General features: G+C 30.6%; 14 protein-coding genes and 1 pseudogene. 3 read left to right on the forward strand and 12 right to left on the reverse strand.

What is annotated here, in order from left to right; translation table 11 throughout:
- Window positions 1–658 precede the first annotated feature (658 nt).
- From perR to bcp, 3 genes are all read right to left on the reverse strand, one after another.
- Window positions 659–1,105 (reverse strand): Fur family transcriptional regulator, encoded by a 447-nt coding sequence (gene perR / locus JV528_RS14225; protein WP_204177752.1) that lies wholly within the window; start codon window positions 1,103–1,105, stop codon window positions 659–661.
- Window positions 1,106–1,201: 96 nt separating this feature from the next.
- Window positions 1,202–2,152, reverse strand: coding sequence for a phosphoglycerate dehydrogenase (locus tag JV528_RS14230; protein WP_001266846.1), 951 nt, complete (start codon window positions 2,150–2,152; stop codon window positions 1,202–1,204).
- Window positions 2,153–2,157: 5 nt separating this feature from the next.
- Entirely contained in the window at window positions 2,158–2,613 is a 456-nt protein-coding gene (gene bcp / locus JV528_RS14235; RefSeq protein WP_000939521.1) for a thioredoxin-dependent thiol peroxidase, read from the reverse strand.
- 80 nt (window positions 2,614–2,693) lie between these two features.
- On the opposite strand from bcp, the gene JV528_RS14240 reads away from it, so the two are divergent.
- Both JV528_RS14240 and JV528_RS14245 read left to right on the forward strand, forming a co-directional pair.
- Window positions 2,694–3,983 (forward strand): glutamate-1-semialdehyde 2,1-aminomutase, encoded by a 1,290-nt coding sequence (locus JV528_RS14240; protein WP_001011607.1) that lies wholly within the window; start codon window positions 2,694–2,696, stop codon window positions 3,981–3,983.
- A gap of 292 nt (window positions 3,984–4,275) precedes the next feature.
- Window positions 4,276–5,370 carry an FUSC family protein gene (locus JV528_RS14245; protein WP_001236371.1) on the forward strand — a complete coding sequence of 365 codons (1,095 nt, stop codon included), beginning with the start codon at window positions 4,276–4,278 and terminating at the stop codon, window positions 5,368–5,370.
- A gap of 88 nt (window positions 5,371–5,458) precedes the next feature.
- On the opposite strand, the pseudogene JV528_RS14250 reads toward JV528_RS14245, so the two are convergent.
- From JV528_RS14250 to mutY, 4 genes and pseudogenes are all read right to left on the reverse strand, one after another.
- A pseudogene (locus JV528_RS14250) lies at window positions 5,459–5,551 on the reverse strand (hypothetical protein).
- 8 nt (window positions 5,552–5,559) lie between these two features.
- Window positions 5,560–7,296 (reverse strand): SAV1866 family putative multidrug efflux ABC transporter, encoded by a 1,737-nt coding sequence (locus JV528_RS14255; protein ID WP_000597238.1) that lies wholly within the window; start codon window positions 7,294–7,296, stop codon window positions 5,560–5,562.
- Window positions 7,297–7,587: 291 nt separating this feature from the next.
- On the reverse strand, window positions 7,588–8,130 hold the full coding sequence (gene ntdP / locus JV528_RS14260) for a nucleoside tri-diphosphate phosphatase (protein ID WP_000251253.1): 543 nt from the start codon (window positions 8,128–8,130) through the stop codon (window positions 7,588–7,590).
- 302 nt (window positions 8,131–8,432) lie between these two features.
- Window positions 8,433–9,470: an A/G-specific adenine glycosylase gene (mutY, locus tag JV528_RS14265; protein ID WP_000284742.1), complete on the reverse strand. Its 1,038-nt coding sequence runs from the start codon at window positions 9,468–9,470 to the stop codon at window positions 8,433–8,435.
- A 151-nt stretch (window positions 9,471–9,621) separates the two neighbouring features.
- On the opposite strand from mutY, the gene JV528_RS14270 reads away from it, so the two are divergent.
- Entirely contained in the window at window positions 9,622–10,599 is a 978-nt protein-coding gene (locus tag JV528_RS14270) for a metal-dependent hydrolase (RefSeq protein WP_086036144.1), read from the forward strand.
- A gap of 260 nt (window positions 10,600–10,859) precedes the next feature.
- Here JV528_RS14270 and JV528_RS14275 read toward each other — a convergent pair whose 3' ends face one another.
- The 5 genes from JV528_RS14275 to sgtB form a co-directional block, all read right to left on the reverse strand.
- A complete protein-coding gene (locus tag JV528_RS14275) occupies window positions 10,860–11,696 on the reverse strand; it encodes a hypothetical protein (RefSeq protein WP_065315897.1) in 837 nt (278 codons plus the stop codon).
- A gap of 8 nt (window positions 11,697–11,704) precedes the next feature.
- Window positions 11,705–13,222 (reverse strand): ABC transporter ATP-binding protein, encoded by a 1,518-nt coding sequence (locus JV528_RS14280; RefSeq protein ID WP_000535834.1) that lies wholly within the window; start codon window positions 13,220–13,222, stop codon window positions 11,705–11,707.
- A 14-nt stretch (window positions 13,223–13,236) separates the two neighbouring features.
- Entirely contained in the window at window positions 13,237–13,551 is a 315-nt protein-coding gene (locus JV528_RS14285; protein ID WP_000435806.1) for a YfhH family protein, read from the reverse strand.
- Window positions 13,529–14,347, reverse strand: coding sequence for a recombination regulator RecX (recX, locus tag JV528_RS14290; RefSeq protein ID WP_001124424.1), 819 nt, complete (start codon window positions 14,345–14,347; stop codon window positions 13,529–13,531). Before recX ends, JV528_RS14285 begins: the two co-directional genes overlap by 23 nt.
- A gap of 260 nt (window positions 14,348–14,607) precedes the next feature.
- Complete coding sequence (gene sgtB / locus JV528_RS14295) at window positions 14,608–15,417, reverse strand: monofunctional peptidoglycan glycosyltransferase SgtB (protein WP_000830380.1); 810 nt, start codon at window positions 15,415–15,417, stop codon at window positions 14,608–14,610.
- Window positions 15,418–15,667: the final 250 nt, after the last annotated feature.

The raw sequence follows: 15,667 nt of genomic DNA on the forward strand, positions 1-15,667 counted from the left end.
GTCATTCAGTTTTCAATGTTCGTTTGTCACTTACAAGATTTAATTATAACTCGTAAGTTTTTGTAAGTCAAGAATTATTTTTAATTATTTTATTTCTAAAAAATAAATTTCCTAACTCAATTAATTCAACAAATATTATTTTATTATGTATTTGTTCGAATTTCAATAGTCAAATTTACACTTTATTAATATTTTAAATCAACAACTTAAAACATTTGTTTTTTAAATATTAGTGCCGTTTGACGACTTTTATATAATATCAAGTTATTTTAGTAGAGTCAACATAAAACAACACTTATTTTTGTTTAAAAATTACTGTTGAAGGGATTATTTTCTATTCGTAAGTACTATATGTATCTAAAGTGTAATTCCTTACGCTTTTTACTTCAGTTTTACAAACAAACTTATCCTCACTTTATGGATAGTTATTTAGTAAACCTTCGTTTGAATATTTTTATGTTTATTTATAAAGGATACTAGTTATTAGTTAATACAACTTCCGTAGTTAGAATGTTCTTTTCTTCTATTTAAATATTTTTCAGAATAAGCATAAAAAAGAAGTTAAACAACTTTCATGTCGTTTAACTTCTTAAATATTACGCTTACTTATATGAAGTAAGCTAACGATTTTTTAATTTGTCATACTACCAAAGTTAAATTATTTATCTTGGCATTCTTTACAAACTCCATAAATTTCCATTCGATGATGTGTTACGTCAAAGTCATTCATATGCTGAGCTAATCTTTCAATTTCATTTAACTGTGGATATTGAAAATCAACGATCTTACCACATTGTTCACATATAATATGATAATGATTATGTGTATTAAAGTCGAATCGACTTGATGAGTCTCCATATGTTAATTCTTTTACAATTCCAATATCTTTAAACACTCTTAAGTTATTATATATTGTCGCAACACTTATATTTGGAAAATCAGGTGAAAGTGCTTGATAAATTTCATCAGCTGTTGGATGAGTATGTGAAGAAATTAAATAACGTAATATTGCTTGTCTTTGAGGTGTAATTCTTACGCCTGCTTGTCGCAATGATGCAATTGATTCTTCTAGTTCATGTTCAATTGATTCTATTTCAACACTCATCTATATCACCATCTTTCTTATATAATAATTATTATTACTTACTATAAATATAACTGTAGTATTGCGCGCGTGTCAATATTTACATGATGATTTCATTTAATAGCCTTTTTTAGCATCGACTTCATTCTCAATTAGACCATTCTTATTGAGAAAATTAACTAGATTGTTTTTAAAAATATCTAATAAGTCATACTTTGCTTCATAATCATTACCAGTTATATGCGCTGTTATAGTTACATTATCCAATTCATATAATTCATGATTAGGTTTCAAAGGTTCATTTTCAAACACATCTAAATATGCATGTCGAATAACTCTACTTTTTAATATTTCTATTAAGAGCGGTTCTTTAACTATGCTACCTCGTCCTATATTTATAAAAAGTGCTTCATCTTTCATTAATTCAAAATGTTTTTTCTTTAGTAAATGAATCGTTTCTTGCGTTTCTGGTAAAGCATTTATAACAATGTCAGCATTTGGTAATGTGCTTTCAAGTGATTCGATAGTATATATCTCATCAAACTCATCTTTGTTCTGACCTGACTTACTCAGACCAATTAAATTCATATTAAAAGCCTTTGCTAACTTCGCAGTTTTAGTAGCAATTGCACCTGTACCTAAAAATAAAACTGTTTGTCCTGAAAGGCGTTTACCAGTTATTTTCGAATCATATATATGTTGTCGTTGGTTATCATATGATAGCTTCATCTTTTTATAATCATCTAAAATGAAAGCTAAAATGTATTCAGATAATTGTTTAGCTTGAACACCTTTTCCATTAGTTAAAAGTATGCCGTGATCTGCAATATAATCTAACGGTAACGTATTTACACCCGTTGCAAACCATGCGATCCATTTTAAATTTGGACAACGTCGTAAAAATGCCTCATTGATACCGCCATCATAACCAACTAATATATCTAAATCAGCCAAGTCACTCTCAGGTATTTCTGATGCTTTTTTATAAAATTTAAAATCTACATCTGAAAAGCGTTGTTGTAATTCAGTTTCAACTTCACGCATACGATTCAACCCAACAACTCTCATATATGTCACCCCAAAATGTTTTTAAGTTCTTCTATTTGTGTTTTAACTTTAACCTTCTCGATAACATCTAATACTTTACCTTGTTCATCTATTATAAAAGTCGTTCTTACAATGCCCATACTTTCTTTGCCAAATGATTTTTTTAACTGATATACGCCAGTTTCTTTAGCTAATTTAAAATCTTCATCTACTAATAAATCGAAATTCAATCCGTGTTTCTCAATAAAATTTTGGTGTTTTTTCTTTGAATCACCGCTTATACCATATACTGCAACATCTAAATCATTGAACATTTCTAAATTGTCTCTAAAGTCACAAGCTTCTGTGGTACAAGTAGGTGTATTATCTCTAGGATAAAAATATATAATCGCCTTTTTACCTTTTAATGTATCATTTGTAATGACAGTTCCGTCCTGATTTTCTAATTTAAATATTGGAAATTGTTCTCCTTTTTGCAACATATAATCACCTTTTTCTTCATTATAATAATTTTATGATACGATATTAGATGAAAATATTAAATTAAAAGAGGTTGATATAAATGAATTTTAGTGAAAGTGAACGTTTACAACAACTTTCAAACGAATATATTCTAGGCGGTGTCAATTCCCCTTCTCGTTCTTATAAAGCTGTAGGAGGCGGTGCACCTGTTGTTATGAAAGAAGGACACGGTGCATATTTATATGATGTCGATGGCAATAAATTTATTGATTACCTTCAAGCATACGGTCCAATTATTACGGGGCATGCACATCCTCATATTACTAATGCAATTCAAGAACAAGCTGCTAAAGGTGTTTTATTTGGTACACCGACTGAACTAGAAATTGAATTCAGCAAAAAATTACGTGATGCAATTCCATCTCTTGAGAAAATTCGCTTTGTAAATTCTGGAACAGAAGCAGTCATGACAACAATTCGTGTTGCACGTGCATATACTAAAAGAAATAAAATTATAAAATTTGCTGGATCTTATCATGGCCATTCTGATTTAGTATTGGTTGCAGCAGGTAGCGGCCCATCTCAGCTCGGTTCTCCAGATTCAGCTGGCGTTCCAGAAAGCGTAGCACGTGAAGTCATTACTGTTCCTTTCAATGATATTAACGCATATAAAGAAGCAATTGAATTTTGGGGTGATGAAATTGCCGCAGTATTAGTAGAACCAATTGTTGGTAACTTTGGAATGGTAATGCCTCAACCTGGATTTTTAGAAGAGGTTAATGAAATTTCACATAACAACGGGACACTAGTGATTTATGATGAAGTAATTACTGCATTCCGTTTCCATTACGGTGCCGCTCAAGACTTATTAGGTGTTATCCCTGATTTAACTGCATTTGGTAAAATTGTTGGCGGTGGTTTACCAATTGGAGGCTATGGTGGACGTCAAGATATTATGGAACAAGTAGCACCTCTAGGACCTGCATATCAAGCTGGTACAATGGCTGGTAACCCATTATCTATGAAAGCAGGTATTGCATTACTTGAAGTACTAGAACAAGACGGTGTTTATGAAAAATTAGACAGCTTAGGCCAACAACTAGAAGAAGGTTTACTTAAATTAATCGAAAAACATAATATCACAGCTACAATTAATCGTATTTACGGATCTTTAACATTGTACTTTACAGATGAAAAAGTCACACATTATGATCAAGTTGAACATTCTGACGGCGAAGCGTTCGGTAAATTTTTCAAATTAATGTTAAATCAAGGTATCAATTTAGCACCTTCTAAGTTTGAAGCTTGGTTCTTAACAACTGAACATACAGAAGAAGATATTAAACAAACTTTAAAAGCTGCAGACTATGCTTTTAGTCAAATGAAATAACTTTTAAGGAAGTATATTTTAAATTGAATTAAAATAAAACAGATGCTCACATAGTAGATTCATTTTATATCGTTAACTATTAACGTTTAACTTGATATGTCACTATGTGAGTTTTTATTTTACAAATTTATACTCTTTTAATCTCTGACTAAAGTTTTACATCGCTATCAGTATTATGTATGATTTATTTTAACAACTATAAATAAGCTTGAATTTTGTAACTAGTAAGTGTATAACAGTAATGAATACGAATATTAGATATTCAATAAACTTAAAAGGGGCGTCATTATTTTTGAGACTAGGAGCTCGGATTTTTAAAACTGGTATAGCCATTATTTTAGCTATGTCTATCGCTTCTTTACTACCTGATGATGTTGGTCTGAAAGCCTTAGCTGGTGTCAGTGCTGTTGTTGCAATGCAACCTAGTATTTATCGTTCATTTAAAACAGTTTCTGATCAAGCATTAGGCAACATTATAGGTGCCATACTTTCTGTTACAATGGTAACAATTTTTAGCGATAATTTTATCATTATGGGTGTTACCGTCATAGTACTTATTGCTATTTTATTTAAATTTAATTTAGCACATGTTGCTACTTTGGCGAGTGTAACAGCATTAATCATTATGGGACAACATACCGGTTCTTTCTATATTACCGCCTTTTACAGGTTTGTACTTGTAATGATTGGTGTCATAAGTTCATCTCTAGTTAACTTTGTGTTTCTACCACCTAAATTTGAAACAAAAATTTACTATAATTCATTAAATATATCCTCAGATATTTTTATGTGGTTTAAATTAGTATTAAATGATACGACGGAGTTTAATAATATTAAACAAGATAGTCATAATTTAAAACAACGTGTCGAAAAGTTAGAGAAAATTTATGATTACTATAGCGAAGAACGTCCTATTACAAAAAAACATATTCACCAACAGAATAGAAAGAAAATACTTTTCAGAGAAGTAGTTCAGACGACTAGACAAGCTTATGAAGTATTAAACAAATTGTCGCGTTATCAAAACGACTTATATTTACTTAATAACAATTTCCTATTACAAATCAAATTAGATTTAGATTCATTAACTGCTTTTCACGAGCAAATTTTAGCTAGCCTTTCTAAAAAAGCACGTTATAATGTGACACATGTTGATTATGAGTTAGATAATCCGCAGAAAAAAGATTTATTGTCTACATTTCAGCATGAGTTAATAAATCATCCTTATCAAACGGAATATTCGTTTGCCAATGTTATGCAAATTGTTGCAGCCATCGAAGAGTATCGACACCATTTAGAGCATTTAGACCGCATAAGAATTAGCTTTTTCACATATCATAGATCTGATGCAGACATTGAAATTGTTGAAGAAGACTTTGATTTATAACATTAAAACAATTCCTGTAATTAAACCACAATGAGATAAAGTAATATTGAATCTCGAAATTAAATTTAAAAAAGCAGTAAGATTATTTTCAATTAAGAAAATCTCTTACTGCTTTTTCTATGTTATGACCCCACCATCCTGTTACAAATCTTCCCTACAAAATTGTACTGAAGTCAAACAACTAATACTTTATAAGTTTTGAATGCTATATAAATGCTCGTAAGCACCTTGTTTTGCAATCAATTCACGATGCGTACCTGTTTCAACAATATGTCCATTTTCAATTACGACAATTTTGTCAGCATGTGTAATAGTAGACAAGCGATGCGCTACGATAAGTGTCGTTCGATCTTTACTCAACACATCTAATGCTTCTTGAATAATGGATTCACTTTCTAAATCAAGTGCACTTGTTGCTTCATCCAGGATAAGAATTGGCGGATTATTTAAAAATATTCTAGCAATCGATAATCTTTGTTTTTGACCACCTGATAATTTAACACCTCGTTCACCTACTTCAGTGTCATATCCCTGTGGCAAGTTCATAATAAAGTCATGTGCATTAGCCATTTTCGCCGCTTCAACTACTTCTTCATCTGTTGCTGTTGGACGACCAAGTAAAATATTTTCCTTAACTGTATCAGAGAATAAAATATTATCCTGTTGCACCAATCCTATTTGATTTCTTAAACTTCCCGTTAAAAAATCTTTAATGTTGTGACCATCTATTAAAATTTGCCCAGAAGTTACATCGTAAAATCTCGGTATTAAGTTAATTAATGTTGATTTACCACCACCACTCATACCTACGAAAGCAACTGTTTCTCCTTTTTCAATACTCAAATTAATATCTTTTAAAATTGGAGCTTCGTTATCGTTATATTGAAAACTAACATGATCAATATCAATACGACCTTGTTTAATTTCAATAGGTTGAGCACCAACACCATTTTTAATGTCATAATCTTCGTCAATTAATTGGAATACACGGTCCATTGAAGCAAAACTTTGCGTTAAAGTTGTAAATGATGCGACTAAACGACGTAAAGGCCCGAACAATAACTCCAAGTATCCAACAAATGCTGCAAGTGTACCTACTGTGATTGATCCAGAAATAGCAAGATATGCACCAACACCGATGACAATTATTGGTCCAATATCTGTAACTGTATTAATTGCGGCAAAGGAGTAGGCATTCCATCTTGTATGTTTCAACGCACGTGTTAAGAAATTAGTGTTCTTTTTATCAAAGTTTTTCGCTTCATTGTCTTCAATCGCAAAACTTTTAACGACTGAAATACCTTGAACACGTTCATGCAAGAATCCTTGAACCTCAGCTAATGCTTGAGATCTTTCACGCGTCAATTTTCTTAATCTTCCAAAGAAAACGTACACCGTTAAAATGTAAAATGGGAAGATAAACAGTGCTGCTAAAGTCAATTTCACATCTAAAAAGAACATTATGGATAGTGCAATAATAATTGTTATACAATCTAACCAAATATTCATTAACCCGGTTAAAATGAAATCTTTTGTTTGTTCAACATCATTAATCACTCTAGATATTACTTGACCTACTTGATTATTAGCATAAAATCTCGCACTTAGAGCTTGTAAATGGTTATATAACTTTTTACGTATATCATACAATATTTTATTACTTGTCCATTGCGCCAAATATTGACGTATAAATTCAATTGGTGGTCTCACTATTACAAAAATAAATAATGCGATACCAATTGCAATAGTTAAATGATGAACTTTTTCATCAGTCGTTAGTGCGTGGTTATTAATCACGCCATCTATTGCATATTTAATTAAAAGTGGTATAAGCATTGGTATACCAAACTTAATTATCCCAACAATAATCGTTGCAAAAATACGATATTTGTATGGCTTAACAAATTGCAAATATCGTTTAATCATACAATCCCCCCCTAATCTATTGCCCTATCCTATTCATAAGCATAAAAATGAATAGAGGTTGGATACATAATTTGTAGATGTAAATCCTTCTTACAATTTACATTTTTAAAATTAAGATATCTCAACCTCTGTCATATTCATGTGATTAAATACGTTGTCTTATTCGTATGTTATATTCTATTCAATTTAATCTATGGATACTGTGTCCCCACACGACAGCAAAAGTTATCATACTTCTTTACATCACTAAGTCAATATAAATGATTTAATCAGTATTTACACTTTATTTGCTTAATATTGTCTAATTTTTTTGTAACGTTCTTTCCAAACTTTGATAAAATCTGGCGCGAATGGGCCCTTCTTCTGTTCTATCCATTGTTGAAGAATGTCCACGTTGCGTCTTAAAATAATATCAATATCATGCGGATAATTCATTTGATTCATATGTTGCTCATATTCATCTTCATCTAATAAATGATACTTTCCGTTTGGATATACTTTAATATCTAAATCATAGTCTATATATTTTAATGCCTCTTCATCACAAACAAATGGTGATGACAAATTGCAATAGTAATAAATTCCATCTTCTCTAAACATGCAGATAACATTAAACCAATATTCTGAGTGAAAGTAAACAATTGCCGGTTCACGTGTTATCCAAGTTCTTCCGTCACTTTCAGTTACTAACGTATGATCATTGCCACCAATGACAACATGATCAGTACCCTTTAATATTGTTGTTTCAGACCAAACGCGATGAATCTTACCATCATGTTTATAACTCTGAATTTTAATGTTTTCCCCTTCTTTAGGTATGGATTCTCTGACCATACTCCACACCACCTTCTGTTAATTTAACCATTATAAATTATAGCATATTTCAGAAATAGTATTATATAAATACATATTTTTACGAAATAAGATTTTACTACTTAATGATTAAACTCGGTAATATTGCTAAGTACTACAACAGAGATTTACATGTCCCATTTAAAGTATATAAAATCATCACTTTTATATATCAACACTTTAACTTTTTGACATTGTTATTCTATGAGATTTAAAGATATCATTTATACATTTTTAAAATTAATGTCACTATATTTTCCGATAATCTTATTAATCATCGAATGTTACCCATTTATAAATTGATAAATCTTTGACATAGGTACAGGGAATGTATATTGATCTCGATCACTTAAATCAAACCAAATCATGTCATCTGGTAATGTTTCAATGTTAATTGTTCCTGAAACGGCGTATACCTTTATCTTCCATGTTAAATGAGTAAATTGATGCTTCAACTCAAAAATAGGTGTTTCTACTGGTTGAATGTCATGACCGATTTTTTCAGTCATTTCACGTCTAGCATGCTCACTTTCAAACATAGGAAATTGCCACATACCATGCAATAATTTTTCGCTACGCTTTTGCAACAGATATTGACCTTGATTATTTCTAATTAAAAAGACGGATTGCTCAATTACTTTTTTACTTACATTTTTAGATTTAACAGGTAACTTTTCAAATGTACCTTTATCAAATGCCACACAGTTTTCTTGAACTGGACAAAATAAGCATAATGGATTTTTCGGTGTACAAATTAATGCCCCTAATTCCATCATAGCTTGATTAAACGTTCCAGATTCTGTAGTAACATACGGTAATAATTCTTGTTCGTACGATTTCCTCGTCGATTGTAATTTAATATCTCGATAGTCATCATTCAATCTAGACCATACTCGAAAAACATTTCCGTCTACAGTTGCTAGTGGTACGTTATATGCAATGCTCATTACTGCAGCTTGTGTGTATGGGCCAACACCTTTTAACGCTATAAATTGATCAGGATCTTTGGGAACTAAGCCTTCATATTTATCATGAACTTCTTTAATAGCCGTATGAAAATTTCGAGCTCTACTATAATATCCTAAGCCTTCCCAGTACTTTAACACTTCATCTTCCGAAGCTTGACTCAAAACTTCCACAGTTGGAAATCGTTCAACAAAACGATGATAATAGTCAATAACTGTTTTAACTTGTGTCTGTTGTAACATGACTTCACTTAACCAAATATAGTACGGATTGGTCGTTTGTCGCCATGGCATTTCTCTTTGATTTTCATCAAACCAGTGTATCAAATTTTCTTTAAAACTAGACTGCTGATACATTTATAAAACCCTTTCCTCACCAAAATTAATTGTCTTTACTCATAATGTTTTTATTGTACATTAAAATCATGGTTAGTATGTAAGTTAATTTAGTTATTTGCGAAATTGGATTATAATAGTATATATAATATTATGAAATGAGTGAACTGATATGGACACTGCAACACATATCGCAATTGGGGTGGGCCTTACAGCACTTGCAACCCAAGATCCAGCAATGGCTTCTACGTTTGGTGCAACAGCTACAACCCTTATCGTTGGTTCATTAATTCCTGATGGGGATACTGTTCTTAAATTAAAGGACAATGCAACATATATTTCGCATCATAGAGGTATCACGCATTCCATCCCTTTCACAATACTATGGCCAATTTTAATTACATTTTTAATATTCACGTTCTTTAGTGGAACCAACCCATTTCATGTATGGATGTGGGCTCAGCTCGCAGTATTTTTACATGTCTTTGTAGATATATTCAATTCTTATGGTACACAAGCACTTAGACCTATCACAAACAAATGGATTCAATTAAGTGTGATTAACACATTTGACCCTATTATTTTCACAGTTCTTTGTATTGGTATTGTATTATGGGTTATAGGCTTGCATCCATTTGCAGTCTTCTTTCCTATAATCGCTTTACTAATCATTTATTACATGATTCGTTTTAAAATGAGAGCCATAATTAAGCAACAAGCTTTAAAAGCAATTCAACAAGAGCATCACCCTGTTAAAGTATTTGTTGCGCCAACAATAAAATTTATGGAATGGCGTGTCGCGATACAAACTGATGCACATGACTATGTTGGAAAAGCATATGGTAGGAATGTGGTCTTTAGTGATAAAGTGGAACGTCAAACATTATCAACAGACTCCATTTTATGGAAAGTCAAAGGTAATAAAGATATACGTACTTTTTTAAACTTTTCATCAATCTATCGTTGGCAAACAACAACGTTAGCAGATGGTTCTACTGAAATTCGTTTGATTGATTTGCGTTATTTAAAAAATGATCATTATTCATTTGTGGCAATTGCACATGTAACAAACGATAATGTCATAGACCACTCTTATATTGGCTGGGTATTTACAGAAGATAAGTTACAACGTAAACTGTATGCTAAATAATTTCAAGTTATTATTCACTAAAGTTAATCTATAAAAAATGAACAACCGGGCAGAATGAAAATCAAAACGATTTTTACTCTGTCCGGTTTTTTAATGTAAAACTATAAATGCTTTTACAAAACCTAAAATTTATATTGTTGCTAACAAACTACCTTTAATGACTCGAAATATCAAAATCAGTATAGGAAAACAATATCTAGATTATATTCTAATTGTTTCTGATTCTTACAGATTAATTTACACAACAGGTTAGCTAAACATCATGAAGAAGTATCCGCCTCGTCTGTACTATCATTTGAAACATCTTGTTGATTATCAGTTTGTGTCACTTTAGATGTTTTATTATAAATTGCGTGTGTCGTATACCTTGCTAATACGAAATTTACTGCAGCTATTAAACATAAGAATAAAATAAAGTAAAAATGATATGGAATGTTTTCCATACTTGATATACCAAATATGATAGATTGTGCTATACCATTAACAATGTAATACATTGGATTTAGCATTAGGATGTGATTGATAAATACATGATTTGGATTTGGTATGAAAATAATTGGTAACAATAAGAAACACAATACACAAATCCCATAAAATATGATATTTATTTTTTCAGTTAACAGTCGAATAAGACCAAAAGTAACTGATATTAATCCTACAAAAATAGTTGCCATCACAATAAAATAGAATAGCGCTATATACGATGTTTCGAAGTTTACTGGTTTAACCAATGCACTAATCATCGTCAAAATGACTAGCATAATAAAACTTAAAATAGACATAATAACTACTGGCGTCGCTGCAGAAATATTAAATAACTTAGTAACTAAAAAGTCATTCATATAATGATGATAAGAGATATAAATTGTGAACATCAATACCGCAAAAACAATCAATGCAATAATTCTAAATAACCATCGCACCTCTTTAACATCGGTCAAATGACTAAAGGAAAATAGCGTTTCATTTGCAATAATAAGTATTAAACATGCAGCTAATACGATTAGAAAACTTTTCCAACTTTGTTTTAAACGTTCTGTTACATACCTTTTAGTATGCGGTAAGTTTTTAAAATATAAAATAATATTATCTAGCATCTTTACACCTACAATTCAATATAAATCCATTTGTCTTCTTTCAAATTGGCAATACAATATCCATTACCAACTTTAGTAATCCAAATGTTATTGTTAATATTAAACTTATCTTTTAATTCTTTTTTATCTACAATTGGATAAACAAAACCGTATAACTGATTATTATCATTGAAAAGTAATTGTATCGGTTGTTGTGTAACGGATGCAACGAAACGGTTATCATCATCAGGAACTAAAGTTTTAATAACTGAACTATGCTTTTTATGTAATTGACTGTTAAAGTATGCATAGTAATTACTATAATTTGATTTCATATATGGCGCTAATTTTTTAAAACTATGCGTTTGATATAAACCTGCCGGGTTAAAATATTCTAATTTATCTTTACTAACATAGTAAGTCTTATTATCGGCGGTAACACGATAATTTTTACTATTTTCGCCAGTAATTGTAACTACACTATATTTTGGAATTGTGACTTGTTTATCCCCTTGCATATCCACACTGCCATTAAAAGCAATTCCATAAGCTAACTTTTCGCCATATGGATCTTTATTTTCATTTTGCATCGTAGCACGATTCGTAAAATCTGTTATCGAAATAATTCCAATATTATTGAAAATGAGCAACATCATCAATGCTAAGCCTAAAATAGTACCTGAGGCTAAAGTCCAAAAACGCACTAAAAACTTAGGCGGTTTTGCATGATTATAGCGCTCAACGCGTTTGAAATTATAGGTCATCTCCGGTATTCTTGTACGATTCTTTTTCCAATCTAAATCAAAGTTTTCAATTTCTTCTTTTGAGTTTAGACTTAATCGATCACGTTCATGTTCTTTAAAAGATGGAATAACTTGTTTAAGTGACCCTTCCATTCTTAATTGACCATGTGAAAACCAAGCTATATAGTTACTCACTTGTGAAATTTTATCAATATCATCACCAATTGACACAATCGTTAAATTATTTTCAATATAATCATTTGTTAATTCAATCGCACGTTCCATAAATTGTGGTGTTAAATAGTCAATAACATGATTTAAAATAATAATATTTGATTTTGATGAGCGTGCAATACTTAATAGTAATTGAGCGTATGCCGCTTTCGAAATATGGTTAACCGGCTTCGTTTTATAATCGCCTAAATGTGCATATTGAATAATCTGTTCAGCTTTATGATCATTAATTTCATATGGAAATAGTTGAACTAACTGCGCTGTGTAAGCTTCAACAGTTTGATGAATTAACGATTGATCTTCAATATATCCGTAGAACAAATCTTCAGTACAAACTACTTTACCTTTATCAGGTTTAATTGCACCTGCCAACAATTGACCTACCAACGCTTTGGAAGATTCAGGTTCACCAATTATACCTAATGCTTCTCCTTGATAAATATGTAAACTAATATTGTTTAAATCGATATCTTCAGCATCATATCCAAAAGGTAAATACCATTTCTTATTCTGTTTATTCCTATAGTAGTGTGTTACTTTTAGTAACTTTAAAACAATTGAACTTCCCATCTATTTTCATCCTTCTATAATTGTAATAACGCTATAGGTAAGCCTTCTTCGGGTTCATCGCTATTAAATCTAAACCCCCACGCAAAAATACCTTTTAATCTTTCTACTTTAAAATATTGATTACTGCCATCAGTCAGTTTATAAATTTTACCAATTTCTATCTTTTTTCTGTCTACTAAGTAACTTTCGGCAACAATTACTTTACTTTGATAAACGTCATATTCATTTAAAATACCATTCATCTCAGCTTTTCTCATTTTCTCTTTATAAAGTTGTATTTCGTGTCTTAATTCTGGCTCAGACATTTCACTCAATTTCTTCTGTTCCATCGGCAATACCACTTTCTTCTAATTTAGCTTTAATTTTATCATATTTATATCCTTTTCTCATAAGGCCTTCGATAGTTTTTGAAATTAATTTCTGTTGTGTGTACTTCTTTCGATTTTTATTATAAATTTTTTCTAAATCTCGTTGTAATAAATCGTCTAAAACCGCTTCATCTTGTGTAAAATCCATTTCATACAATACAGCATGAATGGTTTCCATTTCAAACCCTTTTTGAATTAAAGATTGCATTACTTTTTCTTTAACCTTATTTTGTGGCCCTTTTTTTGTTTTAGATATTTTTTCAGCAATTTGGATAATATCATCAAGTTCCTGTTGTTCTCTATAAAGTTCTGTAAACATTTCAATGATATTTGGTTCTATACCAAGTTGATATAGTTTTTGTTGATAAATTTTAGGTCCTTTATCTGTCGTGCGAATCATTGTATTTTTTAAACTTTCCGCATAATCTTGATGGTCGATTAACTTTTCGCGATAACAATATTCAATCACTTCAGAAATCGCTTGCTCTGATATCTCTTCTTTTTGTAAATATTGTATAACTTCTTTTTCAGTTCTCTTTTTATATGATAAATATTGGATTGCTTTATTTAAACCTATGCGATAATGATCATACTTTTGAATCTCTGCCATATCAGCAGCTTCAAGTTGTTGCCCTTTTTTTAAATTAAATTTGACTAATGTATCGATATCTATACCCATTTCAAATTGTTCATCTAAAAAAAGATTAAAACGTTCTTTGTTTTTCTTTTGAACTTCTATTTTAGTAATCTTCGGCACTGGATCACCCCGTTACTTTCTCAAGTTTTAATACAATACTCTTTTATTATTCAATAAGCCACTTCCTATAGCAAATGTTTAACTTTAAATATTTTTCGATGCTAACAAAAAATCACACTATCATCTTTTAAAATGAAAGTGTGATTACAAGCAAATCTGTAAAATTTATTAAGCAGAAACAATTCAACTTTATCATTATGACATTTCAATTAAACCTTCTACATTATTGTTCCAAGTATCTTACACATGAATGCAAGTATTTAACGATTTAATTGTGACATAGCCTGTTGATATTGTGTTTCATTGATATAATTTTGTTGCTTCATTTTTTCTAAGTTCGTGCTTACACGTTGCGTAAAATTCTCAGACATATTATTGATATTATATACGCTAGGTGCATTGACTTTACTAGCTAAAATAGCGCTTTGTAAAACTGTAATGTGAGACATTGTTGTACTATTTTTATTCACGGTTGTTCCAAAGTAATGGTTTGCTGCGCCCTCAAGCGTATATTGATTATCCCCAAAGTAAATATTATTTAAATAAAAGCTTAAAATTTCGTTCTTATTATATTGTTTTTCAACTCGATGAGCTACAAATAATTCTTTTACTTTTCTAGTAAATGAACGATCATTATCATAAAAATAATTTTTGACAACTTGTTGTGTAATGGTACTACCACCTTGCACATCTCTGTCGCTAATCGTTGAAAATAAAGCTCTAGTTGTACCTTTCAAATCAAATCCATGATGATTGTAGAATCGTTCATCTTCCATTGAAATAAAGGCACCTTTAACATACTCTGGCATGTTATCAGCTGACACAAAACTACTTTTATTTTCTATTTTTCTTAGTTCATCCACATTATCGCGTGTAGATAAAAAATACATGATACCAATAAACAATGCGATAATGATTAGAATGGTTAATAATATTTTCAATAGTATTCGTTTACTTTTTTTCTTTTTCGGCGGTTTGCCAACTGGTTGATAATACGTATTATAGTGAGGTTCGTGTTTCATATGCTCAAAATGTTCATTTGAGTTTGAGTACCTATCGCTTCTTTTCATGCGTTTGCTCCTTCTTTTAAAACTCACTTAGTATATACCTTGAGTTTACCAGTACTATCACAAATAGGCTACACTTTTTGGGAAAATCAGTCCAAGGGCTTACAATCGTATACGCCATCATACTTACTTTTTTGTTTTTTGAAAAGATTATAGATAAATCATTGCGATTTTAAATATTAATCATGTCAAATATTGTTATATTTTATAAAAATAAAAGACCATCCCTATTAAATTGAAATGCTCCCTTCAA

The organism is Staphylococcus sp. GDB20D11A, from assembly GCF_016893255.1.
Lineage (GTDB): Bacteria > Bacillota > Bacilli > Staphylococcales > Staphylococcaceae > Staphylococcus > Staphylococcus aureus.

Coding starts and splice junctions, on each gene's coding strand:
- JV528_RS14270 (WP_086036144.1), top strand. CDS start 9,622: ATGGACACTGCAACACATATCGCAATTGGGGTGGGCCTTACAGCACTT.
- JV528_RS14285 (WP_000435806.1), bottom strand. CDS start 13,551: ATGGAACAGAAGAAATTGAGTGAAATGTCTGAGCCAGAATTAAGACAC.
- JV528_RS14280 (WP_000535834.1), bottom strand. CDS start 13,222: ATGGGAAGTTCAATTGTTTTAAAGTTACTAAAAGTAACACACTACTAT.
- JV528_RS14240 (WP_001011607.1), top strand. CDS start 2,694: ATGAATTTTAGTGAAAGTGAACGTTTACAACAACTTTCAAACGAATAT.
- mutY (WP_000284742.1), bottom strand. CDS start 9,470: ATGTATCAGCAGTCTAGTTTTAAAGAAAATTTGATACACTGGTTTGAT.
- sgtB (WP_000830380.1), bottom strand. CDS start 15,417: ATGAAAAGAAGCGATAGGTACTCAAACTCAAATGAACATTTTGAGCAT.
- JV528_RS14275 (WP_065315897.1), bottom strand. CDS start 11,696: ATGCTAGATAATATTATTTTATATTTTAAAAACTTACCGCATACTAAA.
- perR (WP_204177752.1), bottom strand. CDS start 1,105: ATGAGTGTTGAAATAGAATCAATTGAACATGAACTAGAAGAATCAATT.
- JV528_RS14255 (WP_000597238.1), bottom strand. CDS start 7,296: ATGATTAAACGATATTTGCAATTTGTTAAGCCATACAAATATCGTATT.
- ntdP (WP_000251253.1), bottom strand. CDS start 8,130: ATGGTCAGAGAATCCATACCTAAAGAAGGGGAAAACATTAAAATTCAG.
- JV528_RS14230 (WP_001266846.1), bottom strand. CDS start 2,152: ATGAGAGTTGTTGGGTTGAATCGTATGCGTGAAGTTGAAACTGAATTA.
- bcp (WP_000939521.1), bottom strand. CDS start 2,613: ATGTTGCAAAAAGGAGAACAATTTCCAATATTTAAATTAGAAAATCAG.